This window comes from Pseudomonas sp. S2_A05 (assembly GCF_054668485.1).
The window spans coordinates 578163-602481 of the sequence record NZ_CP162775.1 but is presented as its reverse complement, the minus strand read 5'-3'; the positions used below and the strand labels follow the sequence as shown (position 1 = coordinate 602481).

Annotated in this window: 19 protein-coding genes and 1 pseudogene; 9 read left to right on the top strand and 11 right to left on the bottom strand. The window is 58.9% G+C overall.

Going from position 1 to position 24319, the window contains the following annotated elements; translation table 11 throughout:
- Window positions 1–27: 27 nt before the first annotated feature.
- A complete protein-coding gene (locus AB4O12_RS02835; protein ID WP_076566779.1) occupies window positions 28–282 on the bottom strand; it encodes a bacteriocin immunity protein in 255 nt (84 codons plus the stop codon).
- Complete coding sequence (locus AB4O12_RS02830; RefSeq protein WP_460060288.1) at window positions 282–2192, bottom strand: S-type pyocin domain-containing protein; 1911 nt, start codon at window positions 2190–2192, stop codon at window positions 282–284. The genes AB4O12_RS02835 and AB4O12_RS02830 overlap by 1 nt, the downstream gene beginning before the upstream one ends.
- A 304-nt stretch (window positions 2193–2496) precedes the next feature.
- Between AB4O12_RS02830 and AB4O12_RS02825 the strand changes: the two genes are divergently transcribed.
- Window positions 2497–3831 carry an amidohydrolase gene (locus AB4O12_RS02825; RefSeq protein ID WP_041479306.1) on the top strand — a complete coding sequence of 445 codons (1335 nt, stop codon included), beginning with the start codon at window positions 2497–2499 and terminating at the stop codon, window positions 3829–3831.
- A gap of 528 nt (window positions 3832–4359) precedes the next feature.
- Here the strand turns inward: AB4O12_RS02825 and phnR are convergent.
- A complete protein-coding gene (gene phnR, locus AB4O12_RS02820; protein ID WP_016773745.1) occupies window positions 4360–5073 on the bottom strand; it encodes a phosphonate utilization transcriptional regulator PhnR in 714 nt (237 codons plus the stop codon).
- 349 nt (window positions 5074–5422) lie between these two features.
- Here phnR and AB4O12_RS02815 point away from each other — a divergent pair, with 349 nt between their 5' ends.
- The 6 genes from AB4O12_RS02815 to AB4O12_RS02790 all read left to right on the top strand — a co-directional run bounded on the left by AB4O12_RS02815 (window position 5423) and on the right by AB4O12_RS02790 (window position 10733).
- Window positions 5423–6490 (top strand): ABC transporter substrate-binding protein, encoded by a 1068-nt coding sequence (locus AB4O12_RS02815; protein ID WP_150638735.1) that lies wholly within the window; start codon window positions 5423–5425, stop codon window positions 6488–6490.
- Between the two features lie 133 nt (window positions 6491–6623).
- Window positions 6624–7430, top strand: coding sequence for an alkaline phosphatase family protein (locus tag AB4O12_RS02810; RefSeq protein WP_460060287.1), 807 nt, complete (start codon window positions 6624–6626; stop codon window positions 7428–7430).
- A gap of 5 nt (window positions 7431–7435) precedes the next feature.
- Window positions 7436–8272: an ABC transporter permease gene (locus tag AB4O12_RS02805; protein ID WP_161984092.1), complete on the top strand. Its 837-nt coding sequence runs from the start codon at window positions 7436–7438 to the stop codon at window positions 8270–8272.
- A complete protein-coding gene (locus AB4O12_RS02800; RefSeq protein ID WP_016773742.1) occupies window positions 8259–9059 on the top strand; it encodes an ABC transporter permease in 801 nt (266 codons plus the stop codon). Before AB4O12_RS02805 ends, AB4O12_RS02800 begins: the two co-directional genes overlap by 14 nt.
- Window positions 9056–10045: an ABC transporter ATP-binding protein gene (locus tag AB4O12_RS02795; RefSeq protein ID WP_073472631.1), complete on the top strand. Its 990-nt coding sequence runs from the start codon at window positions 9056–9058 to the stop codon at window positions 10043–10045. Before AB4O12_RS02800 ends, AB4O12_RS02795 begins: the two co-directional genes overlap by 4 nt.
- Before the next feature lie 34 nt (window positions 10046–10079).
- Window positions 10080–10733 carry an HAD family hydrolase gene (locus AB4O12_RS02790; protein ID WP_073472633.1) on the top strand — a complete coding sequence of 218 codons (654 nt, stop codon included), beginning with the start codon at window positions 10080–10082 and terminating at the stop codon, window positions 10731–10733.
- Window positions 10734–10804: 71 nt separating this feature from the next.
- Here AB4O12_RS02790 and AB4O12_RS02785 read toward each other — a convergent pair whose 3' ends face one another.
- Together AB4O12_RS02785 and AB4O12_RS02780 are read right to left on the bottom strand one after the other, a co-directional pair.
- Window positions 10805–11776 carry an IS110 family RNA-guided transposase gene (locus AB4O12_RS02785; RefSeq protein ID WP_460060285.1) on the bottom strand — a complete coding sequence of 324 codons (972 nt, stop codon included), beginning with the start codon at window positions 11774–11776 and terminating at the stop codon, window positions 10805–10807.
- Window positions 11777–12057: 281 nt separating this feature from the next.
- A complete protein-coding gene (locus AB4O12_RS02780; protein ID WP_460060283.1) occupies window positions 12058–13020 on the bottom strand; it encodes a zinc-binding dehydrogenase in 963 nt (320 codons plus the stop codon).
- A gap of 138 nt (window positions 13021–13158) precedes the next feature.
- On the opposite strand from AB4O12_RS02780, the gene AB4O12_RS02775 reads away from it, so the two are divergent.
- Complete coding sequence (locus AB4O12_RS02775) at window positions 13159–15243, top strand: carboxy terminal-processing peptidase (protein WP_162245411.1); 2085 nt, start codon at window positions 13159–13161, stop codon at window positions 15241–15243.
- A 117-nt stretch (window positions 15244–15360) separates the two neighbouring features.
- A pseudogene (locus AB4O12_RS02770) lies at window positions 15361–17132 on the top strand (bifunctional diguanylate cyclase/phosphodiesterase).
- A gap of 31 nt (window positions 17133–17163) precedes the next feature.
- Here the strand turns inward: AB4O12_RS02770 and AB4O12_RS02765 are convergent.
- The 6 genes from AB4O12_RS02765 to AB4O12_RS02740 all read right to left on the bottom strand — a co-directional run bounded on the left by AB4O12_RS02765 (window position 17164) and on the right by AB4O12_RS02740 (window position 24289).
- A complete protein-coding gene (locus AB4O12_RS02765; protein WP_056783991.1) occupies window positions 17164–17583 on the bottom strand; it encodes a hypothetical protein in 420 nt (139 codons plus the stop codon).
- Complete coding sequence (locus AB4O12_RS02760) at window positions 17580–22364, bottom strand: RHS repeat-associated core domain-containing protein (RefSeq protein WP_460060281.1); 4785 nt, start codon at window positions 22362–22364, stop codon at window positions 17580–17582. The genes AB4O12_RS02765 and AB4O12_RS02760 overlap by 4 nt, the downstream gene beginning before the upstream one ends.
- 239 nt (window positions 22365–22603) lie before the next feature.
- Window positions 22604–23011: an SEL1-like repeat protein gene (locus AB4O12_RS02755; protein ID WP_076566754.1), complete on the bottom strand. Its 408-nt coding sequence runs from the start codon at window positions 23009–23011 to the stop codon at window positions 22604–22606.
- Window positions 23012–23383 carry a hypothetical protein gene (locus AB4O12_RS02750; RefSeq protein ID WP_003223109.1) on the bottom strand — a complete coding sequence of 124 codons (372 nt, stop codon included), beginning with the start codon at window positions 23381–23383 and terminating at the stop codon, window positions 23012–23014. It lies immediately after the preceding gene.
- Window positions 23380–23721, bottom strand: a complete 342-nt coding sequence (locus AB4O12_RS02745) for a helix-turn-helix domain-containing protein (protein WP_056783977.1) — start codon at window positions 23719–23721, stop codon at window positions 23380–23382. Before AB4O12_RS02745 ends, AB4O12_RS02750 begins: the two co-directional genes overlap by 4 nt.
- A 112-nt stretch (window positions 23722–23833) precedes the next feature.
- On the bottom strand, window positions 23834–24289 hold the full coding sequence (locus AB4O12_RS02740) for a YkvA family protein (RefSeq protein ID WP_016773733.1): 456 nt from the start codon (window positions 24287–24289) through the stop codon (window positions 23834–23836).
- Between the last annotated feature and the right edge of the window lie 30 nt (window positions 24290–24319).

The window sequence follows — 24319 nt, the reverse complement described above, 5'->3', positions numbered from 1 at the left end:
GCAGGTAATACCAATAGGGGGCTAGTTTTATCTGGCTTTGAAACCAGGTTTTCCTTCGGCGGCCCGCCACCTTTTGACTTCCGCCACAATATTTTCCGGACCGCTTTTCCCCGATTCTGGGTAGTAGATCAAATCGGAACCCGCTGGATGTTCGCTCAGTCGTTCAAACTCCATTACAGCTGAGGTTTGCCCCTTCTCAGTCGCGTAATCCGATTGGTATATCTTTTGTACGAAATGCAAGAATTGCTCTTCGGACATTTCATTGATCATTAATTTTTTCATTACTCGCCTCCCTTATGAACTGCCAAATGCTGTTTCGGAGTTAGCAACCGCAGGTTGTCAATATCGTACAACTGCCCACCATCCGATAACGATGAGACGTGGTGCAACTCAAACTTCACTCGTTTACCAACCCGATCGCCCGCTTTCACATACGGTGATCGGCCTTTGCTCATTGCACTGAGACTACCTGGATCAAACGACATCGCCAGTTCCGCATCAGCGGCCACCGCTTTCCAGAAAGTCTCCCTGAATGCCCTGAAATCCTTGAAATTCTTGCCTCGCAATTGATCTGCAATTTTTGAGGGAATTGCCGCCCCCTCACCTTGCGTAGCCGCCTCCAGCCATCCACCCGCAACCGGCGCTCCATGACCACTCGCCACCCCTGGATCATTGCGTCGATCCCGGAACATGACGTACTGCGGTGGCAGGCCCGATTCCGACGGGAAGACCAGAATGAAGTCGTCGAAACGAATGCTGCCCCGCCCTGGGTGAGCGTCGATCCGTCCTTCAATCGGCACGAGGTTACCGCCGATATATCGCGGTGGGGACGGATTCTCGATGGGGAACAGCGTTGAACTGTCTGCCGGCGTTACTGCGGGAGTCCAGACCGCGGTTGTCGGCGGGATGTCAGTGAGGGTCGCGCTGTAAGTGTTGTTCCCTGCGTTGAAATCAGCTGCAACCACGCGAACGCCGGAAGGCCGTTTTGTCCCCGCTACCGGAACGACAAGCAGTTCGGCGAGAGAGCCCGTCAGCGGCCGGGCGCTCAAACGTACCGGCAGATTAAGTCGTGCTCTTTCGCTTGCCAGCTTGCCCAGATCAGGCAGTTGACCGGGCAGCAGATCTGCCAGTGGGAGGCTGAGCAGAAAGCGTTCAGGCAATTCCCCATTACCCAACACCGGGGAATAGACAAACGCACTCACCCCCACCATCAGCCCGGACGCCGCGCCGGCAGCCACCTCCGATAAACCGGCCACCGCCGCGCGAATCGAAGCGGCAAAACCCGCCATCAGGTTGTCTGCAATCGCGACCGCACCAGCGGACGTCGCAAATACCAGTTGGGCGTGGCTGGTATTGCCCTGAAAGCGCAACAGGCTACTGTGCCCACCGGAGGTGTCCTGCCAGCGCTTTTCCTCAGCAACCCTGCGTGCTTCGGCCTCAGCCTCAAGCGCTGCCTGTTCCTCGGCACGCTTGCGCTCTAGTGCCTCAGCCGCCAAACGGGCCTGTTCCTCTTCGAGCCGCCTGATTTCATCGGCCGCGGCCTGCCGCGCCAGCTCCTCCGCCTGCCGCCGCGCCTGCTCTTGAGCGACGCGGGCCTGTTCCTGTGCAACCTGCCCGGCGTATTCCGCCGCCAACCGCGCCTGCTCCTGAGCGATCCGCTCGGCTTCCTGCGCTTGCACCACGGCAATCATGCCCTTGACCGTGGCCGACTGGCTGTTCAACACGCCAATGCCTTCAACCAGTAACTTGGCGTTGAACAGAGCGCTATAAGCCTGCCGTACGCTGACGCTGGCGCTTCGCCGATTGACTTGCGGTAAGCGGCCTCCGTTGAAAAAGGTTTCAACCTGGGCGTGGCCGAAACGTTCGATGGCCACGTCCTTGGCCACCAAAAGCGCACCAAACTTCCTGGCGATCAGGGAATCCCTGAATTGCATCTCCCGCGCCAGCGCATCCAAAGGCGGCAAGACACTTTGATCACCTGCTGCCCGCACTTCTGCCAGTTCATTTTCAATGACCTGAGCAATATTCCTGGAAGTATCTTTATAGATACTTTCCATATCGAGTATTTCACCCAGCGGCGCAAAGTTAATGCCTGGTCCCGAGCCGTCCCCTGCACCTAAATAATGTAAATATTCATCTTGTTTATCCGGACGCACAACAATCGGCGGAAGCGTTATTCCATTACGCTGCATTTATAAGTCCTCCATGGACAATAGTTTTGTCGCACTGACTCGTTACCCTCAAACAGCCAATAACGTGACCGGCACCTGGAGAAATTTATGGAAATAGATGTTGTGCGGTGCGGTACATGGTTATCGCCCGCGTTTTATCTGTCACGCCGGACGGAACTGATAAAGCGGTAGGAGTTTTCGCTGATAACTTATGCTCAAACGTAAATCTGTCGGAGCGCATAGCGCTTTCCGGACCCGATCGCACTTGCGTGCAAAGCCTTTGTCACAGGCAAGGAAGCCAACAACAATAATCAAGGAGAAGCCCATGCAACTGACGCGCATTGCCCAGACCCTTTTGCTCACCCTGGTCGCCAGCCACGCCAGTGCCGCGACGATGGACAGCGCCCGCACGCGCATCGCCGAGCAGGCGCAGAAGCTCGAGCCGGAGCTGCTGGAAACCCGCCGCGACCTTCACGCTCATCCAGAACTTGGCAACACTGAAAAACGCACCGCTGAACTGGTCGCCAAACAGCTGCAAGCCATGGGCCTGGAAGTGAAAACCGGCGTCGCCCGCACCGGCGTTGTCGCCATTCTCAAAGGCGCCCTGCCCGGCCCGACCGTCGCCCTGCGCGCCGACATGGACGCGCTGCCGGTCAAGGAAGTCTCCGACTTGCCGTTCGCTTCGAAAGCCAAAGGCACGTATCTCGACAAGGAAGTCGACGTCATGCACGCCTGCGGCCACGACGCCCACACCGCAATCCTGCTCAGCGCAGCGAAAATTCTGACGGGCATGCGCGACACCCTGCCCGGCACCGTGGTGTTCTACTTCCAGCCCGCCGAAGAAGGCCCGAGCGACTTCATTCCCGACGGCAAAAACACCTGGGGCGCGAAGATGATGGTCGAGGAAGGCGTAATGAAATCGCCGAAACCAGACGCGGTGTTCGGGCTGCACGTCTGGGCCGGCGTCCCCGCCGGCCAGATCGCCTACCGCCCCGGCCCGACCCTGGCCAGCTCCGACGACCTGCGCATCAAGATCCACGGCAAACAAACCCACGCCGGCCGCCCCTGGGATGGCATCGACCCAATCACCGTCGGCGCGCAAACCATCGTCGGCCTGCAAACCGTGGTCAGCCGCCGCACCGACATTTCCTCTTACCCGTCGGTGGTCAGCATCGGCACCATCAACGGCGGCACCCGCTACAACATCATCCCCGAATCACTCGACATGACCGGCACCATCCGCTCCTACGACTACGGCATCCGCCAGAAACTGCACAGCGACGTACGCCAGACCATCGAGAAAATCGCCGAAAGCGGCGGCGCCAAAGCCGACGTCACCATCATCGAAAAATACGACCCGACGATTAACAACCCGGCACTGACCGAGAAAATGCTGCCGACATTGAAGTGGGCGGCCAAGGATGATGTGGTGCAGGGACCGCTGGTGGGTGGGGCGGAAGATTTCTCGTTCTTCGCCAAGGAAGCACCGGGACTGTTTGTGTTTCTTGGAGTGACCCCGCGGGACCAGGACATGAGCAAAGCCGCGCCGAATCACAATCCGGGGTTCTTTGTGGATGAGTCGGCGCTGGTGGTTGGGGTGAGGACACTGGCGTCGTTGGCGACGGATTATCTGTATGGGAATGCGGCGGTGGGCAAGTAGGAAGGGGTGACTGTGGGGGCGCTTTCGCGAGCAGACTCGCTCCCACAGGGATTAAGTACATCCGACAGAGATTGGTCGGCTGACAGGCCGCCTTCGCGAGCAGGCTCGCTTCCCACAGAAAAGCGAAAGCAAAAACAAAAGATCGCAGCCTTCGGCAGCTCCTACACACGATGAGCGTTAGCTCGAGCACCGCTTTTGATCTTGATCTCGGAGCCCGTCGGCAGGCTGAGTGGAGGGATTGATCCGGGCGTGGGAGCGCAGCGACCGTACGACGCAGTCGTACACAGCGAGTGTAGGTGCAGCGAAGCAAACCGGAGCCGCTGCGCCGGGATCGATCCCGCAGCGAAGGAACCCCGAGCCCCAGCGAGCGGGCCGAACGTCAGGGCGCAGCCTTTTGGTTACTTTTTGGCGTTTGAAAAAGTGACCCGCCGTAAGGACGGAACCATAAGAAGCCGTTACCGCAGCAACGGATATTCACCCAAACCCCCAAAACCTGGTCGGCCCAAAGGCCGCCAAGGTCAAAAAAGATCAAACCACATCAACCCCTACGTGAATCGCATCATGCCGCCAAAACTCCAGATCACAATCAATCAGCCGCCCATGCTGATCATAATTGACCCGAGCAATCCTCAATCCCGGACTCCCCACCGACACCCGCAAAGCCGCCGCCGCATCGACAGATAAAGACGTAGGCACAATCTCAAACCGCACCCGCCCATAGTGCAAATCGAAATGCCGCGCATACAACTCAGTGATCGACTGATTCAGATCAAACTCAAGAATCCCCGGAAAAAACTGCGGATTCAGGTAGTGCTCGACATACAACACCAGTCGCCCATCAATCCGCCGCGAGCGGCAAATCTGGATCACGCTCGACAACGCCGGCAGCTGCAACCACGCACACACCGCCGCCGAAGCCGGCTGCAACCGCGCCGAAATCACCTCGGTCGACGGCTCACGCCCCTGCGCACTGACCATCGCGTGAAAATGACTGCGCTGCATCAGGTTGTACGCCAGACGCGGCGGCGACACGAACCAGCCGCGCCGCTCCTCACGATAAATCTGCCCTTGCGCCTCCAATTGCAACAGCGCTTCACGCACAGTGATCCGCGTCGTCCCGAACAACTCGCTGAGCTTGCGTTCAGCGGGCAACTTGCTCCCGGCCGCCAGTAAACCATGATCGATCTGCTCCTGCAGCACCTGGCCAATCGCTGTCACCGCTTTCGTTGCCTCATCGCGCATCAACGTTACCTATCTGGACTAGACCAGCACTGTTTCAGGGCAAATCCGGGCGCTGCTCAGAGCGCTTTCGTGTGTTGCAAGCCTAGGCAGTGCAGATGACCGACAGATGACAAAACTACCCAACGGTCGTTTTCACGGCTTGCAATACATCGGCCAAGTCCCTTGCTTATCGGGCCTGCGTCATGGTCTACGCTTGTTTGGCAACCGCCAATCCCGGGCGGAGAAAAGATCAGCCATAAGGCCATCGACATCAAAATGTCATCCAGCCCGCCTAAATTGGCTCAGGTATTGCTGACCTAGACCAACCCAACCGCAATCGCAGCGTTGAACACGACCAAGGAGCTTCGGAATGAAACAGCTTTTCCTGGCAACACTGTTAGGCTCGACCATTGCAATGTGCAGCGCCGCCATGGCGGCCGACACCGATCTGAAAACCCTAGAAGCCGCTGCGAAAGCGGAAGGCGCCGTCAACAGCGTCGGCATGCCCGATGACTGGGCCAACTGGAAAGGCACCTGGGAAGACCTGGCCAAGAAATACGGCCTGAAACACATCGACACCGACATGAGCTCGGCCCAGGAAATCGCCAAATTCGCAGCTGAAAAAGACAACGCCACCGCCGACATCGGTGACGTCGGCGCCGCCTTCGGCCCGATCGCGGTCAAGCAAGGTGTGGTGCAACCGTACAAGCCAAGCACCTGGGATCAGATTCCGGACTGGGCCAAGGACAAGGACGGCAACTGGGCACTGGCCTACACCGGCACCATCGCCTTCATCGTCAACAAGAAGCTGCTGAACGGCTCCGACGTGCCGACCAAATGGGCTGACCTGAAAACCGGTAAATACAAAGTCTCCATCGGCGACGTGAGCACTGCTGCCCAGGCCGCCAACGGTGTCCTCGCTGCCGCACTGGCCAATGGCGGTGACGAGAAAAACATCAAGCCTGCCTTGCTGCTGTTCGCCGACCTCGCCAAACAGGGTCGTCTGTCGATGGCCAACCCGACCATCGCCACCATGGAAAAAGGCGAGATTGAAGTCGGCGTGGTCTGGGACTTCAATGGCCTGAGCTACAAAGCCAAGATGGCCAACCCGGATGATTACGTAGTGCTGATTCCATCCGACGGCTCGGTGATTTCCGGCTACACCACGATCATCAACAAGTACGCGAAAAACCCCAATGCCGCCAAGCTGACGCGCGAATACATCTTCAGCGACGCCGGCCAGACCAACCTCGCCCGCGGCAACGCCCGGCCGATCCGCGCCGAACACCTGCAACTGCCGGAAGACGTGAAAGCCAAGCTGCTGCCGAACGAGCAATACAAAAACGTTACGCCAGTCAAGGACGCCGACGCGTGGGAAAAGACCTCCAAAGCCCTGCCGCAGCAGTGGAACGAAGAAGTCATCGTAGAGATGAAGTAATCCTTCATCTGTAGGAGCTGCCGAAGGCTGCGATCTTTTGATCTTGCCCTTTAAAAGCAACATCGAAAGATCGCAGCGTCCGGCAGCTCCGACACAGATTGGTTCCAGATTTGTTTTCGGAGTTCTTGCCCCTATGAAGCACAACGTCATCCTTGTCGTGCTCGACGGCCTCAACTACGAGGTTGCGTGTCACGCCATGGGGCATCTGCAGGCTTATGTTGGCGCAGGACGCGCGGCGCTCTATCAACTGGAGTGCGAATTGCCCGCCCTGTCCCGACCGCTTTACGAATGTATCCTCACCGGCGTGCCACCGATCGGCAGCGGCATCGTCCACAACAATGTCTCGCGCTTGTCCAACCAGCGCAGCATCTATCACTACGCCCGCGATGCCGGGCTGAAAACCGCCGCTGCGGCGTATCACTGGGTCAGCGAGTTGTATAACCGCTCACCGTTCGTGGCTGCGCGCGACCGCCACACCGACGATCCGACATTGCCGATCCAGCACGGGCATTTCTACTGGAACGACCATTATCCGGATTCGCACCTGTTCGCCGACGCGGAGAACCTGCGCCTGCGTCATGCGCCGGATTTCCTCCTGATCCACCCGATGAACATCGACGACGCCGGGCACAAGCACGGCCTCGACAGCTCGCAATACCGCAACAGCGCGCGCTCGGCTGACGTCATCCTCGCCGACTATCTGCAGACCTGGCTCGACGCTGGTTATCAGGTATTGGTGACCGCAGACCACGGCATGAACAACGATCGTTCGCACAACGGCCTGCTGGCGGAAGAACGTCAGGTGCCGCTGTTCGTCCTCGGTGAGGCGTTCAGCCTCAACACTGACGCCACTCCGAAGCAGACCGAGCTCTGCGGCACGGTTTGCGAACTGCTCGGCGTGCCCCACGACAAACCTGTGTGCCGGGAGCTGCTCAAGTGAATGCCATGAATCGCGGCAAATGGCTCGCGGCGCTGTGTCTGGTGCCCTTCGCGCTGTTCTTCATCGTCTTCGAAATCGCCCCGCTGGTCTGGGTGATGATCAACAGCCTGCAATCGGAAGAGTCCGGCTGGGGCCTGGCCAACTTCAGCAAGATCTTCGGTTCGAAGTTCTATCGGCAGGCAATCCAGTACAGCCTGGAGATCAGTTTCTGGTCGAGCGTATTCGGCATCATCATCGCCGTGCTGGGTGCGTATTCACTACGCCGCGTCGATTCGAAGCTGCGCAACTTCGTGAATGCCTTCGCCAACATGACCAGCAATTTTGCCGGCGTGCCGCTGGCGTTCGCCTTCATCATCCTGCTCGGTTTCAACGGCAGCATCACCATCATGCTCAAGCAGTCGGGGATCATTCAGGACTTCAACCTGTATTCGAAAACCGGCCTGATCATCCTCTACACCTACTTCCAGATTCCCCTCGGCGTGCTGCTCCTCTACCCGGCTTTCGACGCTCTGCGGGAGGACTGGCGCGAGTCCGCCGCACTGCTCGGCGCCAACGGCTGGCAGTTCTGGCGGCACATCGGCCTGCCGGTGTTGACCCCGGCGTTGCTCGGCACGTTCGTGATCCTGCTGGCCAACGCCCTCGGCGCCTACGCCACGGTTTATGCGCTGACCACCGGCAACTTCAACGTTCTGCCGATCCGTATTGCGGCGATGGTCTCCGGCGACATTTCCCTTGACCCGAACCTGGCCAGCGCGCTGGCGGTGGTGCTCGTGGCGCTGATGACCATTGTCACCGTCGTGCATCAATTGCTGTTGAAGAGGAGCTACCATGTCTCGCGCTGAATCCGGCCCGGCCGGCCTCTACCACCGCGTCGTGGTCTATCTGCTGTTCGCCATCCTGTTGTTGCCGCTGCTGGGCACGCTGGTCTATTCGATCGCCAGCAGTTGGTCGGCGACCATTCTGCCGAGCGGCTTCACCTTCAAGTGGTACATCCAGCTGTGGAGCGATCCGCGCTTTCTCCACGCATTCGGGCAGTCGCTGATCGTCTGTGTCGGCGCGCTGGTGTTATCGGTGGTGCTGATCCTGCCGCTGCTGTTTGTCGTGCATTACTACTTTCCGAAACTCGATGCGCTGATGAACATCCTCATCCTGCTGCCCTTCGCGGTGCCGCCGGTGGTGTCCTCGGTGGGGCTGCTGCAGCTCTACGGTTCCGGGCCGATGGCGATGGTCGGCACACCGTGGATTCTGATCGGCTGCTACTTCACCGTAGCGCTGCCGTTCATGTACCGCGCGATCACCAACAACCTGCAAGCGATCAACCTGCGCGACCTGATGGACGCCGCGCAACTGCTCGGCGCCAGCACCTTTCAAGCGGCGTTTCTGGTGGTGCTGCCGAACTTGCGCAAAGGCCTGATGGTGGCGCTGCTACTGTCTTTCTCGTTCCTCTTCGGTGAGTTCGTGTTCGCCAACATTCTCGTCGGCACCCGCTACGAAACCTTGCAGGTGTACCTGAACAACATGCGCAACAGCAGCGGTCACTTCACCAGTGCGCTGGTCATTTCGTATTTCTTTTTCGTGCTGGTCCTGACCTGGATCGCCAACATCTTGAACAAGGACAAAAGCGAATGAGCTACGTCAGCGTCCAACACCTGCAGAAAAGTTATGCCGGCACCACGGTGTTCAGCGACATCGATTGCGAAATCAACAAAGGCGAGTTCGTCACCCTGCTCGGCCCGTCCGGTTGCGGCAAGTCGACTTTGCTGCGTTGCATCGCCGGCCTGACCCCGGTGGATGGCGGCAAGATCCTCCTCGACGGTGTCGACCTCGTGCCGTTGAGCCCACAGAAACGTGGCATCGGTATGGTCTTTCAAAGCTACGCGCTATTCCCCAACATGACCGTCGAACAGAACGTCGCCTTCGGCCTGCGCATGCAAAAGGTCAACGCCGATGACAGCCACAAGCGCGTCTCTGAAGTGTTGAAACTGGTTGAACTGCACGACTTCGCCAGCCGCTATCCGCATCAACTGTCAGGTGGGCAGTGCCAGCGTGTCGCCCTCGCCCGGTCGCTGGTGACCCGCCCGCGCTTGTTGCTGCTGGATGAGCCGCTGTCGGCGCTCGACGCACGGATTCGCAAACACCTGCGCGAACAGATTCGTCAGATCCAGCGCGAACTCGGCCTGACCACGATCTTCGTCACCCACGATCAGGAAGAAGCGCTGACCATGTCGGACCGGATTTTCCTGATGAACCAGGGAAAGATCGTCCAGAGCGGCGACGCCGAAACCCTCTACACCGCTCCGGTCGATGTATTCGCCGCCGGCTTCATCGGCAACTACAACCTGCTCGACGCAGATGCCGCCTCGAAGCTGTTGCAACGGCCGGTCAACCATCGCATCGCCATCCGCCCGGAAGCCATCGAACTGAGCCTTGACGGCGAACTCGACGCGCAGATCCGCAGCCACAGCCTGCTCGGCAACGTCATTCGCTATCGCGTCGAAGCGCGCGGGGTGGAACTGGTGGTCGACGTACTCAACCGCTCCGCCGCCGATCTGCATCCCGACGGACAACGCCTGGCACTTTCCATCGATCCGACGGCCCTGTGTGAGGTAGCCTGATGACTTTGCTGACGTTGAAGAGAGAACTGCACTGATGGCCCTGGCAATTTTTGATCTGGACGAAACGTTGATCCACGGCGACTGCGCCACCCTCTGGAGCGAGCAGATGGGGCGCCTGGGCTGGGTCGATCCCGAGTCGTTCATGCGCAAGAACAACGAACTGATGGACGCCTACAGCCATGGCAAATTACGCATGGAAGATTACATGGCGTTCAGCCTCGAACCGCTGATCGGCCGTACGCCAGAAGAAGTCGAGCACCTGGTCGGGCCGTGGGTTGAAGACTTTATCGAACCGATCATCTTCAGCGACGCGACCAAAACCATCGCCGCGCACCGCAAGGCCGGCGACCGGATTCTGGTGATCTCGGCGTCGGGCACGCACCTGGTCAGACCGATTGCCGATCGACTCGGCATCGACGAGATTCTAGGGATTGAACTGGAAGTCGCGCACGGCGTTTACAGCGGCCATACCGTGGGCACGTTGACCTACCGCGAAGGCAAGATCACCCGCTTGCTGGAATGGCTGGACGCCGAAGAAGAAAACCTCGAGGGCGCGAGTTTTTATTCCGATTCGCGCAATGACTTGCCGCTGCTGTTGAAAGTGGATTTTCCACACGTGGTCAATCCGGATCCGGTGCTGCTTGAGCACGCAGAAAAGGCCGGCTGGCCGATCCACCTCTGGAAATAAAAGCAAAAGATCGCAGCCTTCGGCAGCTGCTACTTTTGGAATGCGTGCCTCTGTAGATACCGTCATGAGCCTCACCGGGCAAGCGCAAGTTTCGGGTCATATGGCAGTCCTGACTTGAGCACTCCGTAAATGAAGTGCAGCAGCTTGCGCATTGCTGCGCAGATGATCTGCTTGGGGGCCTTGCCATTGGCTTCCAGGCGTTCTTTCATCGCCTTGATCGCCTTATTGTGTTTCAGCGCCACCATGCCAGGCATGTAAAGGCCTGCACGCAGCCGTGCTGACCCTACTCTTGAGATCAGGGTGTGACCTTTGAGCTTTCCTGATTCCTGCAGCTTTGGATTGAGCCCTGCGGCAGCGACCAGTTGGCGAGGATCACTGTATTTGCGCAGGTCACCCAGTTCGGCGAGCAATCGTTCAAGCGTTTTTTGTCCGATGCCGTCGATGGTTACGATGAGATCCCGCATCTGACGCATATCCGGGTCGTCATCGATGTGTTTTTTGATCGCCTTATGCGTTTCTACGATCTCTTTTTCGATATGGCGCAGAACGGAGTTGATCGAGTCTTTGACCTTTTCGTCGGAAACGTCCAGACGATTAAGCTCCATTTGTTCCATTTCCTGAAGGTCATCCAGGCGGCGCACCATTGCTTTTAACTGGCGGTATTTCAGCGGCTCAGGCGCCCATGGGTGAAGTTTTTGATCCTTTTCCCGGGCAAAGTCGGCGATCAGTTTAGCATCGCTTTTATCAGTCTTGATGCAGCGCAGTTCGCTGTCAGCGTACGCTTTGGTCGTAGCCGGGTTCACGACGCAGACCCGGAAGCCTTTGTTGTAAACGAATTCCGCGAGTTCCAAGTGGTAGACGCTGGTGGCTTCCATCACGATCAGGGCCGAACGCTCGGCGTTTTTTTCTAGCCACGCCTCAAACTCTTTAAAGCCCTTTGGATCGTTGGCCAGCTTGGCCTTGGTTTTGTGCTTGCCGTTGGGCTGGTGTGTAGCGATATCAAAGGTGTTCTTTGCGATGTCGACGCCAACGAAACCGGACATGATCGTTTCTCCACTTGTTCCCTGTTGCGATCATCACGTCACTCTGTCCAACCTTGCGAATGCGGGCTCTCGCCGCAGGCGGGCCCAAGATACCGTGCGAACTGTACGAGTGAGTGTGGAGGGCTGGAGCACGATCTACGTCACAGGCAAAAAGCCTAAGGAGCTGCGCGGCTTCCAAGTCCCTCCCTCGATGATCAGTCGAGAACTATCGCTCCTGACGGAGCGTTAGTCGAGATACAAGGAGCTGCCGAAGGCTGCGATCTTTTGACCTTGCTTTGCTGTCAGCTCAAACCCTCATTGATCACCAACACCAACTTGCCCGCCACCGTATTGCTCGCCAGTTGGGCAAACGCTGCTTCGGCATCCTTCACCGCAAAGGCTCTGGCCAATTGCGGACGCAAGCGGCCCTCGGCAAACAGCGGCCACACATGCTGGCCCAGATCACTGAGCAGATCGGCCTTGAATTGATCGCTACGGCTGCGCAACGTCGAACCGAGCAGTTGCACACGCTTGGCCAACACCTGCGCCAGATCCATCTTCGCCTCGCGCCCGCCCATCAAACCGATCAGCACCCAACGTCCGTCCAGCGCCATCAGCTTGAGGTTCAGCGCCGCATAATTGCCGCCCACCGGGTCGAGAATCACATCGAACGGCCCGAAGTCGCGCAGACTTTCAATTTCATCGGTGCGCACCACGCCGCCCTGCGCACCCAATGCTTCGCAGTAAGCCAGGCGTTCGGCGGAACCGACGCTGACCCAGCAAGGGTTACCGAAGGCTTTGCACAGCTGAATGGCGGCTGAACCGATTCCACTTGCGCCGGCGTGCAGGAGAATTTTCTCACCGGGTTTCAGCGCTGCAAGTTGAAACACATTCAGCCAGACGGTGGCGTACACCTCGGGCAATGCCGCCGCCTCGATCAGCGAAACACCTTCGGGCACGGGCAGTACATGCCGTCCGTCGACGACCACCTCTTCAGCCATGCCGCCCCCGGCCAACAAGGCGCAAACCCGGTCGCCAACCTGCCGGGACGAGCCCGCGCCGACCTCGCTGATCACCCCGGAGCACTCAAGACCAAGCACTTGGCCGGCCCCGGGTGGTGGCGGATAAAGCCCTGCTTTCTGTAATAAATCGGCGCGATTGAGGCCGGCTGCCGCCACCCGGATGCGGACTTGTCCTACATCGCACGTCGGACTCGGCTCTTCAACCCATGCCACTTGACCTTCAACGCCTTGCAATGCCTTCACACTGCCTCCATAGTGAGTCTGGACTGAGCCCGAAGCTGTAGCGCCGGGCTTTTTGCATTATGCGACCGGCTCTCAAAGAACCGGCGACTTCAAAGACGGCCTAATATGCGTTATCAATTGTCCCCGCGTCGAATCAGCATGAAGCATCTGCTCCCCAGCACCGCCCTCGCTCTTTTCATCGGTATCGGCCTGTTGCCGGTGTCGGGCACCACATTCGCAGCCAACAGCTGGGACAAGTTGCAGCCTGATCGCGATGAAGTCATCGCCAGCCTGAACGTCGTCGAGTTGCTCAAGCGTCACCACTACAGCAAGCCGCCGCTCGACGATGCGCGCTCGGTGATCATCTACGACAGCTACATCAAGCTGCTCGACCCGTCGCGCAGCTATTTCATGGCCAGCGACATCGCCGAATTCGACAAGTGGAAGACCCAGTTCGACGACTTCCTCAAAAGCGGCGACCTCAACGCCGGGTTCACCATCTACAAGCGCTACCTGGACCGCGTCAAAGCGCGTCTGGACTTCGCCCTTGCCGAGCTGAACAAAGGCGTCGACAAGATGGACTTCAACACCAAGGAGACCTTGCTGATCGATCGCAAGGACGCGCCTTGGCTCAAGTCCACCGCGGAACTCGACGACCTGTGGCGCAAACGCGTCAAGGACGAAGTGCTGCGCCAGAAGATCGCCGGCAAAGAGCCGAAGCAGATCCAGGAAACCCTGACCAAGCGCTACAAGAATCAGCTGGCGCGCCTCGACCAGACCCGTGCCGAGGACATTTTCCAGGCGTACATCAACACCTTCGCCATGTCCTACGACCCGCACACCAACTATCTGTCGCCGGATAACGCGGAAAACTTCGACATCAACATGAGCCTGTCCCTCGAGGGCATCGGTGCCGTGTTGCAGAGCGACAACGATCAAGTGAAAGTCGTGCGTCTGGTGCCGGCAGGCCCGGCGGACAAGACCAAGCAAGTCGCTCCGGCCGACAAGATCATCGGCGTCGCCCAGGGCAACAAGGAAATGGTCGACGTGGTCGGCTGGCGTCTGGACGAAGTGGTCAAATTGATTCGCGGTCCTAAAGGCACCGTGGTGCGTCTGGAAGTCATTCCGGCGAGCAATGCGCCGAACGACCAGACCACCAAGATCGTGCCGATCACCCGTGAAGCGGTGAAGCTCGAAGACCAGGCCGTGAAGAAGTCGATTCTCAGCCTGAAACAGGACGGCAAGGACTACAAACTTGGCGTGATCGAGATCCCGGCCTTCTACCTCGACTTCAAGGCATTCCGTGCCGGCGATCCGGACTACAAGAGCACCACTCGCGACGTCAAGAAGCTGCTGACCGAGCTGCAGAAGGACAAAGTCGACGGCGTGGTCATCGACTTGCGCAACAACGGCGGCGGCTCCCTGCAGGAAGCCACCGAGCTGACCAGCCTGTTCATCGACAAAGGTCCGACCGTACTCGTGCGTAACGCCGACGGCCGTGTTGACGTGCTCGAAGATGAAAACCCGGGCGCGTTCTACAAAGGCCCGATGGCGCTGTTGGTCAACCGCCTGTCCGCCTCGGCCTCGGAGATCTTCGCCGGCGCCATGCAGGACTACCATCGCGCATTGATCATCGGCGGCCAGACTTTCGGTAAAGGCACTGTGCAAACCATTCAGCCGCTGAACCACGGCGAACTGAAACTGACCCTGGCCAAGTTCTACCGTGTCTCCGGGCAGAGCACCCAGCATCAGGGTGTACTGCCGGACATCGACTACCCGTCGCTGATCGACACCAAGGAAATCGGCGAAAGTGCCCTGCCGGAAGCCATGCCGTGGGACACCATTCGCGCGGCGATCAAGCCGGCGGCCGATCCGTTCAAGCCGTTCCTCGCCCAGTTGAAGTCCGAACATGACTCGCGCACCAACAAGGATGCCGAGTTCGTGTTCATCCGCGACAAGCTGGCCCTGGCGCAGAAACTGATGGAAGAAAAAACCGTCAGCCTCAACGAAGCCGATCGTCGTGCCCAGCACGCCGACATCGACGCCAAGCAACTGGCGATGGAGAACATCCGTCGCAAGGCCAAAGGCGAAGAACCGCTCAAAGAGCTGAAGAAAGAAGACGAAGACGCACTGGCCGCTGCCGAGCCGGACAAGGTCAAACCAGAAGACGATGCCTACCTGAGCGAAACCGGGCGCGTGCTGCTGGATTACCTGAAACTTAGCAATCAGGTGGCCAAGAAGTAAGTGATGGCAATTTAGTGCTGACGATCCCCGGATCGTCATCAAACAGTCATCATTCTGTCGTGCAATAAAGGACCAGGAGCAAGCGCTCCCGGTCCTTTTTTATCGCCAGAGACTGCCATGACCACGACCGAACAGCTGAGCGCCTTGAGCTCGATCCTGACTCAAAGCGGTTTACACAGCCTGTTCCAGCCGATCATCTGTCTTTCCGAACGCCGCATTCTCGGTTACGAAGCCCTCACCCGTGGCCCGTCCAACAGCCCTCTTCACTCTCCGATTGCCCTGTTCGCCGTGGCGCGACAGGCTGGTCGATTGAGTGAACTGGAAATCGCCTGCCGACAAAGCGCCTGCCGCCGCTTCAACGAACAGCAACTGCCGGGCAAGCTGTTCCTTAACGTGTCGCCAGAATCCTTGCTCGAAGCCGCGCACCAACCCGGCCGTACGTTGCAACTGCTGCAGGACTTGGGCATTGCGCCGAGCCAGGTGGTGATCGAGCTCACCGAGCAGACGCCGATCGATGACTTCCAGTTGCTGCAAACCGCCCTGCATCACTACCGGGCGATGGGTTTTTCCATTGCGCTGGACGACTTGGGCGCGGGGTATTCGAGCCTGCGCCTGTGGTCGGAATTGCGTCCGGATTACGTGAAGATCGACCGGCACTTCATTGATGGCATTCATCAGGATGCGTTGAAAGAGAGTTTGTCGGTTCGATTCTGCAAATCGCCAAAGCCTCGCGCGCGCAAGTCATCGCCGAGGGCATCGAGCTACCGGAAGAACTCGCGGTGCTGACTGAAATGGGCGTCGACCTGGTGCAAGGCTACCTGCTCGGCCGCCCTCAGGAACATCCGTCCCGCGACGCTCGCGCGTTGATGCCCAAACACGACAGCAGCGCCGTCGCGCTGAATGACGAAGGCAGCGACCTCAGCGCCCTGCTCAACGACCAGCCCGCCGTGCAACGCGATACGCCCACCGCGACGGTACTGGAAGCCTTTCGCCGCCAGGCCAACCTCAATTCGCTCGCGGTGCTCGACGAACAAGGCCAGCCCTGCGGCATCGTCCATCGCCACTCGCTGTCGGACGCACTGCTCAAACCGTTTGCCACCGATCTGTTCGCGCGCAAACCGATCAGCCGCCTGATGAACGATGATTTCCTCGCCGTGGAAATCAGCCAGTCGCTGCAGCAAGTCAGCCGCCTGATCACCAGCCGCGCCCGCCAGCGCATCGAAGAAGACTTCATCATCACCCTCAACGGCGGTTATCTAGGCCTCGGCCGAGTGATCGACGTGCTGAAACTGATCACCGAACTGAAAATCCAGCAGGCGCGCTACGCCAATCCCCTCACCCTGCTGCCGGGCAACGTACCGATCCAGCAGTGCCTCACCCGCCTGCTGCAACAGGCCCGCGAGTCCATTATCTGCTACGTCGACATCGACAGCTTCAAACCCTTCAACGACATCTACGGCTACGGCCGTGGCGACGAAGTCCTGCTCTGCCTGGCCCAATGCCTCAACGAACGCATCGACCCCACCCGCGACTTCGTCGGCCACATCGGCGGCGACGACTTCCTCCTCGTCCTCGGCCCCGAAGACTGGCGCAAACGCCTCAACCAACTGCTCGACGATTTCCAAAGCCAATGCCGCCGGTTCTATCGGCCCGAGCATCTGGAAGCCGGTTGTTTTGTAGCGCCAAACCGACAGGGTGTGCGGCAAGAATTTGCGTTGTTGTCGTTATCGATTGGGGTGGTGCATTTGCGACCTGAAGCTTGTGCAACGCTTGATGCCAGCCAGCTTGCGGAGATGGCTTCGCAGGCTAAGCATCATGCGAAGGGTGTTGTGGGGTTTAGTGTGTACGTGATTGATAGTTTCGTCGCTGCCGAGCTACTTCCGTCATAGCTTACGGACCAACGTCAACTTGGCTTTTAGTTTACCAAGTTGATCTATCCTCATTAGTTGCCATCAATAGATCCTCTTTCCAAATTTCCTGCGCCAGTCGAAAGACATCTTGAAAAAAGCAACGGGGATTTTCTAATGAGTACCATTCCTCACGCGGCCAACTGTTTGTCTCGCATTCATCAATTTCGAATACAGCTTGAAAATCGAAGCTTGAATCCTTAAGCACTGCTTCCAGATTTTCAATGAGAACCAGTTTATGCCTAAAGGAGAGATAGGGCTGATTTAAGCAATATTTCGTTATTAGCACGCTTCTATCAGCTCGATCATTCGGATCATATATCTCGAGCTCCACACCCTTGGTTTCCTCTCTATCATAAACATCAAATACACCAACGAACCACATCAAATCAGGTTCAAAAGGCTCATTTAAAAATGGGTCTTTAAGCATCATTTGCCCTCCGACGGGAAGCCCGTAAAAGGCTTCTGTGTATTGTCTTTGTCGAACTTAACCTCAAACCAATTCATATCCTCATTCAGCCGAGGATTTTGTGCATCTTTTTTATTAGGCCTGTAGCCGCGCCCAGCTCCAGGCAGTTCCAATCGAACTATAGGATTTTTCTTTTGATCCTTCCCTGTATGTTTAATCAATCTGTTTTCATCCTTCGTCATCGCTTTATTCAAGGCCCCCAGATGCATACGCCAACTATGAAACTGAGAGCTTGGATTACCTTTGGCATTTTTAGGAACCTCGCCAGTATGAGGATCCGCGCCATTTATCGCTCGCTGCTTGAGAGCCGGGCCAGTAATTTCCGAACTATGTTTTTTCACAGTGTGCATGTCATAAAGTTCTTCATACTCACTCACACGCCGTTTCGCATTCTCCTCAGCCACTTCATCAATCCTCGCCCGTCGTTCCTGCGCCGTCATCTTTGGCAGCGGGGGCGCTCCCTCTTCGACGACCACGCGACCAGCCTCGTACCGCATAGGACGTCGCGGCGCTGACGGTGGACAAATGCAACTCAACCCCAACGGATCAACCCACCCCGTCGGATTCGGCACGTACTGGTACTGATTCAACCCACCCGCGAGCTTCACCGGATCCGGGGTTAGATACCTTCCCAATCTCGGGTCGTAATACCGATGTCGGTTGTAATGCAGGCCACTTTCAACATCGAAGTACTGCCCCTGAAAACGCAGCGGTTGGTCCAGATAGTCTTCGCCGGCGAGGGTGACGGCGGCGACTTTGCCGTAGGCGTCGTATTGCGCGGACCAGACGATTTCGCCGCTGTAGTCGGTGAGTTCCTGCGGGGTGCCGAGGTGGTCGAGTTGGTAGTAGAACGGGCAGGCTTTTTTCGGGCCTTTGCCGTCGAGCATCGCCAGTGGGCGGAAGGTGCCGGGTTCGTAGAGGAAGCTGCGGTATTGCGTGGCGCTGCTTTCGGCGACGAGGTGTTCGCCTTGCCAGAAGAATTCGGTGACGGCGCCGTCGATTGTTTTGCGGATGCGCCGGCCGAAGGCGTCGTAGTGATAAGTGGCGGTCTGGCCGTCGGGGCGGGTCAGGCCGATCAGGCGGTGCTGGCAGTCGTAGCGGTATTCGGTGACCAGGGTCTGGCCGTGGCCACGGCGTTCGCGGATCAGGTTGCCGAAGGCGTCGTAGTTGTAATGACGGTCGCCCTGCATCAGCAGGCGATTGCCCTTGATCTGCGCAGGGCCGGGACGATCCTGCATCAGCAGGTTGCCGGCCGGGTCGTGGGCGAAGGATTCGGGCAGCTCGTCGCGTGAGTGACGTACGCGGATCAACCGGTCGAGGGCGTCGTAGCCATAAGTGCGCTGGCCGTGGCGGCTGTCGGCAATGTGCTCGAGATTGCCGTTGGCGCTGTAGGCATAATCGCGGCGGTACAGCGAAGCGTGGCGATGACCTACAGCGTGGGCAAGCAAGCGGCCCTGATCGTCGTAAGAATATTCGCTGAGCAGCAAACCTTGCTGGCGTTGCTGTTCGCGACCGGACTGGTAGACGTGGCGCGTGAGCGGCGTGCCATTAAGGTCGATGGCTGACAGCGCACCGCCCTTGGTGTAGTGATAATCGAGCTTGCTGTTGTCCGGCAGACGCAGGCGTTTGAGCTGACCGCAGGCGTCATAGGCGTAGCGCAAGGTGCCCCAGCCCTGATGCTCGGTGATCAGCCGATCCTGACGGTCGTACTCGAAGGCCAGCGGATGGTTTTGCCCGTCCTCGACACCGATCAACCGACCGAGGCGATCGTAGTCGTAGCGGACTTTGAGCCCATCGGGCAGGGTTTTGACCAGCAAACGCCCGGCCTTGTCGCGCTCATAGTGGGTGACCAGACTGGGGCCGAAATCACCAAACTCGGTCTTCTCCAGCAAATGACCATTAAGGTCGTAGGCATAAGCCGTGCGCCGCCCATCAAACCCGGTTTCCTGTCGGATCAATCCGGTCGGCGTGTAATCCAGTCGGTATTTTTCCCCTGACTCGTTTTCAATTTCGGTCAGCAGCAACCGCGCATGGTCGTAGCGGTACTGCACGCGGGTGCCGTCAGGGTTGATCCGCCGCGAGACCAGATGCAGGTCGTCGTCATATTCGTAGCGGGTGATGCGCCCGAGCTCGTCGCGCTCAGCGGTGATCTGGCCGTAGGCGCCGTAGCTGTAGGCGCGCGTGCTTCCCGTAGGAGAAGTCGTCAGGATCAGTCGGCCGGCCGCGTCCCACTGCTGACGACTGACGACACCAAATTCGTCCTGGGTGGTAATCCGCCGTCCCAGCGCATCGTAGGAAAAGCGCCGCACGCCGCCATCGGGCAGGGTTTCTTCGATGAGCTGGCCGAGCTCGTTCCACACCCAGCGGTGGCGGCTGCTGTCCGGATAGCGCAGCGACAGCAATTGGCCGCGCAGGTTGTAGTAGTAATGGGTGACCTGGCCGTCGGGATCGACCGCTTCAGTGACGGCGCCTTCGGCATTGCGCCGGTAGATCCACACCGCATCACCACGGCAACGCTTGTAGAGAAAGCCGTTGCGGTACTCGTAGGACGTTGGTGCATCGTCCGGCGGAATCAGCGCGATCAGCCGTCCGAGTTCGTCATAGCGGTATTCGGTAACCGCGCCCAACGCATCCTGCTCGGCGATCAAGCGCCCCTGCTCGTCATAGGCCTTGAGCTGCTCGCCGCCATCGGCCGCGACCTGCCGCACCAGCCGTGCGCGCTCGTCGTGGACGTAGACTTCTTCGGTACCGTCGACGTAATGCACGGTCACGCTGGCGTCATCATCGTTCCAGACGTAACGGGTGTTCATCTGCGAGAACGACGCCCAGTGCCTCACGCAGCGGGCGGCTTTGCCCTCGCGCTGCCACTCCCAGAAGAAGCTCGCACCGCCGGTCAACTGGCGCTGGAGGATGACGTGGTGGTCGTCGTAGTCGTAGCGTTCGCTGTCGCCGACCGCGTTGGTCGCGGTCAGCAGGCGTTGCCGGGCATCGAAGCTGTAGGTGGCGAGGGTTTGCTCGGTGGTCCACTCGCCTTGGACGAACACCTGATAATCGATCGCCACCAGTTGCGCGCGGTCATAACGCAACAGCAGGGCGCGGCCGGCGCCGTTGTCCAGACGCTGAATGCGGTCGGAGCGATCGCGTTGCAGGGTCAGACGATTGCCGTAGACGTCGCTGATCGCCGTCAGCCGGCCGGCGCGAAAGTGATAAAAGCGCGCGCTGTCGCCGGCCAAAACCAGAATCAGTTCTTCCGGCTCATCGCCGAGAAAGATCGCCGCCCGCGACAGGCTGTTGTGAATCGCTGGGCGCGCGACGTTGGGCAGGGGAAAACGAGTGCGGCGGTTTTCGTGGTCGATCCAGATCACGCCATCGCCGTCGAAGGACAGGCGATGGGCCAGCGTGTGGCTCCAGCCAAAACCCAGGCCGATGTCGATCTCGACCGCGCTGCTGCGGTACAAGCGGGTGAACTCGAAGGGCAGCACGCCATCGAGCACCGCGTCGGTCAGGGTCAGCAGTTCCTCGCCGGTGACCATCGACACCGGACAGCCGTTTTTGCAGGTATTGGGGACGCAATCGGCGGCGTCGCCGTTGGGGTTTTTTGCCTGGTCGGGGACGTCGTCGTGCTGTTCGTCTTTCTTCAACATGGCGTTGCGCTGGGCATCCCAGCGCAATTGCATCCGGCCCTTTTTCACCCCGGCGGCGATGCCGCGCGCGGCAACGGCTTTGTAGCGGTCGACGTATTCAATGAAGGCGCTGACGATGCTGAACAGCGCCTTGACCAGACGCTTGGCGACGTTGAACAGCTGCGTTGCACGGTCAGCCAGACGCAGCGTCAGATAAGCGATCCCCGCCCCCGCTCCGACAAACGTCAGCACCACGCTGATCAACACATCGATGATCAGTTGCACGATCATCATCGACGCCACTTCAGCAGATTTGCCGGCAATCTCGCTGGGCGGCAGCATGTCCAGCCACAGGCTTGCCGACCGCAGCAGCAAGCACATCGCCGCTTCGTCACTGACCAGCAACTGCAGCTTTTCCATGAGATTTGGCGCGGTCTGTGCCAGCTCGATCAGCTCAGCCGCGCCACTGCCCAAACGCTCGGCGAACTTGCCGGGTTCCTGAAGAATTTCCGAGAGCAGTCCGAGGCTGTCCCATACCCCCTCGATGGCCGCCCAACTGCCGGCGAGCATGCCGTTGCTGGCTGCGGCCGCTACCGACTGTGACCACTGCGGCTTGAAACCTTGCCACTCGCTACGCAGCCAGCCGTCCAGCTCGCCGGTCAAACCGTCATAGGATTCGAACAGCTTCGCGACTTGATTGGAGGTGACAGCGCTGTGCACAAGAACGCGGTAGAACTTGCCCTCTTCACCTCTGAATTCGCCCTTGCCCTGCTGATCAAGGGTGACCGGCGCGGTCTTGCCGCTATCCACGTCGACCACATCGACGGAAATGTTGCCCAGCGGGATGTCGTAGACCGATTCAAACTTGCTCTCGATCTGCATGAGCCCGCCCTGCGGGCACTGGACGACGCTGGAAGAAAACTCCTCGTCGCTGCTACTGACCGCCGTGCTGCGATCGCCGAAGCGAATGATCCGCTCCATACCCACCAGCGATGGCAGGTCTGCTGCCTCGCTGATCTGGTCCACCCTGCGACTGAGCCAGTGATCAAGCTGTTTGCGGTAGAGGCTGAGCGTTTGCGGAAAGCTGTCGAGTTCCTGCTCGATGCGAGCGATGGCTTCCATCAACACACGCAGGCAGACAAGGTGGGCTGAAAAACGGGCTGAAGCATGAGCGGTCCCTCGCGCAAGAAATTAGTCGCGGGAACTGTGCGGGGGATCAGAAAGGAAAGAAGTCAGGCGAGTAGGCAAAGGATGTAGGACTAATCTGCAATCCAACATCCAGCGAAAAACGTGCAGGCAAAAACGTAAACGCGGCGTGAGGAAAACCTCACGCCGCGTTTACTTAGAAGACATACATGGAATTACTGCGTTGAATCACCAGCCATCAGCTGTTGCAGCTTAAGCTCGGCCAACGGGTGGCCGGCTTCGGCGGCCATGCTCCACCAACGAGCGGCCTCAGCGGGATCCGGCGCCTTGCTCGGGGTACCGGCGAGGCTGATCACGCCGACTTGATACGCCGCTTTACCATCACCAGCCAACGCCGCCAGACGCAGTAAGCGCACGCCTTCTTCACGCGCGCCTAACCCGACGCCGCGAAAAGTCAGAATGTGCCCATAAAAGCTTTGCGCACCGACATCGCCGAGGTTGGCCATGCGTGCAAACTGGCCTTCGAGCCAGCGCCAGCCACGCGGCTGGCGAACGAACCACGACCAATGAAACAGCCTGCGGGCCAGCCAGTAACCGGCCCGCGCCTTGAGGCGCAGAAACACTCAGGCCTCCGCCGATTCCGGGTATTCGTATTCGAAGACGCGCACCACTTCCGACGCATGCCAGGACGCCGCTGCAACGCCATCCGAAGGCCCGGAAAAGCGCCCCAGACGCTCGACACATTCAAAAAAACCGGTACGCGGCAAACGACTGGCGCCCTGACTGATGACCAGCGAACTGCGCAACGGCTGCTCGGCTTTGGCGTCCAGTGCGGCCAGATGCTCCAGCGCAGCCGTCAGTGTCTGCATCGCCGGCGTCGGCAGCTGCAAACGCTCAAGCAAGGCTCGATAAGTGAGAAGATGGCGCTGACGACGCGCCTGGTCCAGTTCCCCCAGCAATCCGTCCCAATGTTGACGGCTGATTCGTACGCTCACGATTCGTCCCTCCAACCCGGCACCGTCAGTTCCCAGGCCAGGCTGCGGCGAATCGCGGCGTCGGGCTGACGCTCACCACTTTCGATCATGGCCAGATAAGACGGGCTGATACCTACCGTGCGGGCCAGCGCCTCGATGGCGATGCCCTTCCCTTCGCGCAAACTGCGTAATTGATCCAGACCCGGAAGAATCGGCTCCGGCGAGGCGGCGAGCGGCGCTGCTGGCTGCTGCACCGGTGTTGCGTTGATCCCTGCTGCTTTCAGTAAAGCCTGATATTGAGCCCACGGCAGAACCGCGTATTCGGGTTCGCCATCGCGTGCAATTATCTGAATATCCATGACTACCCCGTAGGACAACACCACTTAGCGAGTCGGCACTTTTCCCTAGAAGTGTAATCCTAACAGCGGCCAGGGTCGCGAGTGGTATCTATCTGTAGGCAGTCTTCGTCAGTCAGGGCTTTTTCGGGCCTTGCAGCTGCAATTGTTCAGGGGTATCAGGAAGGCGCTCAACCACCGCCAGCTTCTCGGGTTGCTGGCGCTTGCGCCACAGGCGGAAGGCGTTGAGCTCGTCATCGAGGGTTTTCATCAGCCAGGCGAGGACAGCGATGTCATCGAGCATGCCGAACATGGGAATGAAATCCGGAATGGCATCGACCGGGCTGAGGAAATACATCAGGCCGGCCACCACCGAAATCAGCGACTTGGCACTGATCGCGCGATACTCGCCACGCCAGTAGGCCAGGCACAGCGACTGCAGCAAGCGCAGATCATCCTTGAGTTTGCCCAGGCGATTGCCTTGCGCGGCGCCTTTGCTGGCCACGGCAAACAACAGGGTCGGCAAGCGTCCACGGGCCAGCAGGCGACCGGCCAACGGCAGGAATCGAGCGAAATTCCACGGAGCTTTCATCTATTCTTCCCGTTGAAATGTTATCCACAC

What these genes read in the sequence shown, in the direction of transcription:
- AB4O12_RS02835 (WP_076566779.1), bottom strand. Translation starts at nt 282, where the DNA reads ATGAAAAAATTAATGATCAATGAAATGTCCGAAGAGCAATTCTTGCAT.
- AB4O12_RS02830 (WP_460060288.1), bottom strand. Translation starts at nt 2,192, where the DNA reads ATGCAGCGTAATGGAATAACGCTTCCGCCGATTGTTGTGCGTCCGGAT.
- AB4O12_RS02825 (WP_041479306.1), top strand. Translation starts at nt 2,497, where the DNA reads ATGCAACTGACGCGCATTGCCCAGACCCTTTTGCTCACCCTGGTCGCC.
- phnR (WP_016773745.1), bottom strand. Translation starts at nt 5,073, where the DNA reads ATGCGCGATGAGGCAACGAAAGCGGTGACAGCGATTGGCCAGGTGCTG.
- AB4O12_RS02815 (WP_150638735.1), top strand. Translation starts at nt 5,423, where the DNA reads ATGAAACAGCTTTTCCTGGCAACACTGTTAGGCTCGACCATTGCAATG.
- AB4O12_RS02810 (WP_460060287.1), top strand. Translation starts at nt 6,624, where the DNA reads ATGAAGCACAACGTCATCCTTGTCGTGCTCGACGGCCTCAACTACGAG.
- AB4O12_RS02805 (WP_161984092.1), top strand. Translation starts at nt 7,436, where the DNA reads ATGAATCGCGGCAAATGGCTCGCGGCGCTGTGTCTGGTGCCCTTCGCG.
- AB4O12_RS02800 (WP_016773742.1), top strand. Translation starts at nt 8,259, where the DNA reads ATGTCTCGCGCTGAATCCGGCCCGGCCGGCCTCTACCACCGCGTCGTG.
- AB4O12_RS02795 (WP_073472631.1), top strand. Translation starts at nt 9,056, where the DNA reads ATGAGCTACGTCAGCGTCCAACACCTGCAGAAAAGTTATGCCGGCACC.
- AB4O12_RS02790 (WP_073472633.1), top strand. Translation starts at nt 10,080, where the DNA reads ATGGCCCTGGCAATTTTTGATCTGGACGAAACGTTGATCCACGGCGAC.
- AB4O12_RS02785 (WP_460060285.1), bottom strand. Translation starts at nt 11,776, where the DNA reads ATGTCCGGTTTCGTTGGCGTCGACATCGCAAAGAACACCTTTGATATC.
- AB4O12_RS02775 (WP_162245411.1), top strand. Translation starts at nt 13,159, where the DNA reads ATGAAGCATCTGCTCCCCAGCACCGCCCTCGCTCTTTTCATCGGTATC.
- AB4O12_RS02765 (WP_056783991.1), bottom strand. Translation starts at nt 17,583, where the DNA reads ATGATGCTTAAAGACCCATTTTTAAATGAGCCTTTTGAACCTGATTTG.
- AB4O12_RS02760 (WP_460060281.1), bottom strand. Translation starts at nt 22,364, where the DNA reads ATGGAAGCCATCGCTCGCATCGAGCAGGAACTCGACAGCTTTCCGCAA.
- AB4O12_RS02745 (WP_056783977.1), bottom strand. Translation starts at nt 23,721, where the DNA reads ATGGATATTCAGATAATTGCACGCGATGGCGAACCCGAATACGCGGTT.
- AB4O12_RS02740 (WP_016773733.1), bottom strand. Translation starts at nt 24,289, where the DNA reads ATGAAAGCTCCGTGGAATTTCGCTCGATTCCTGCCGTTGGCCGGTCGC.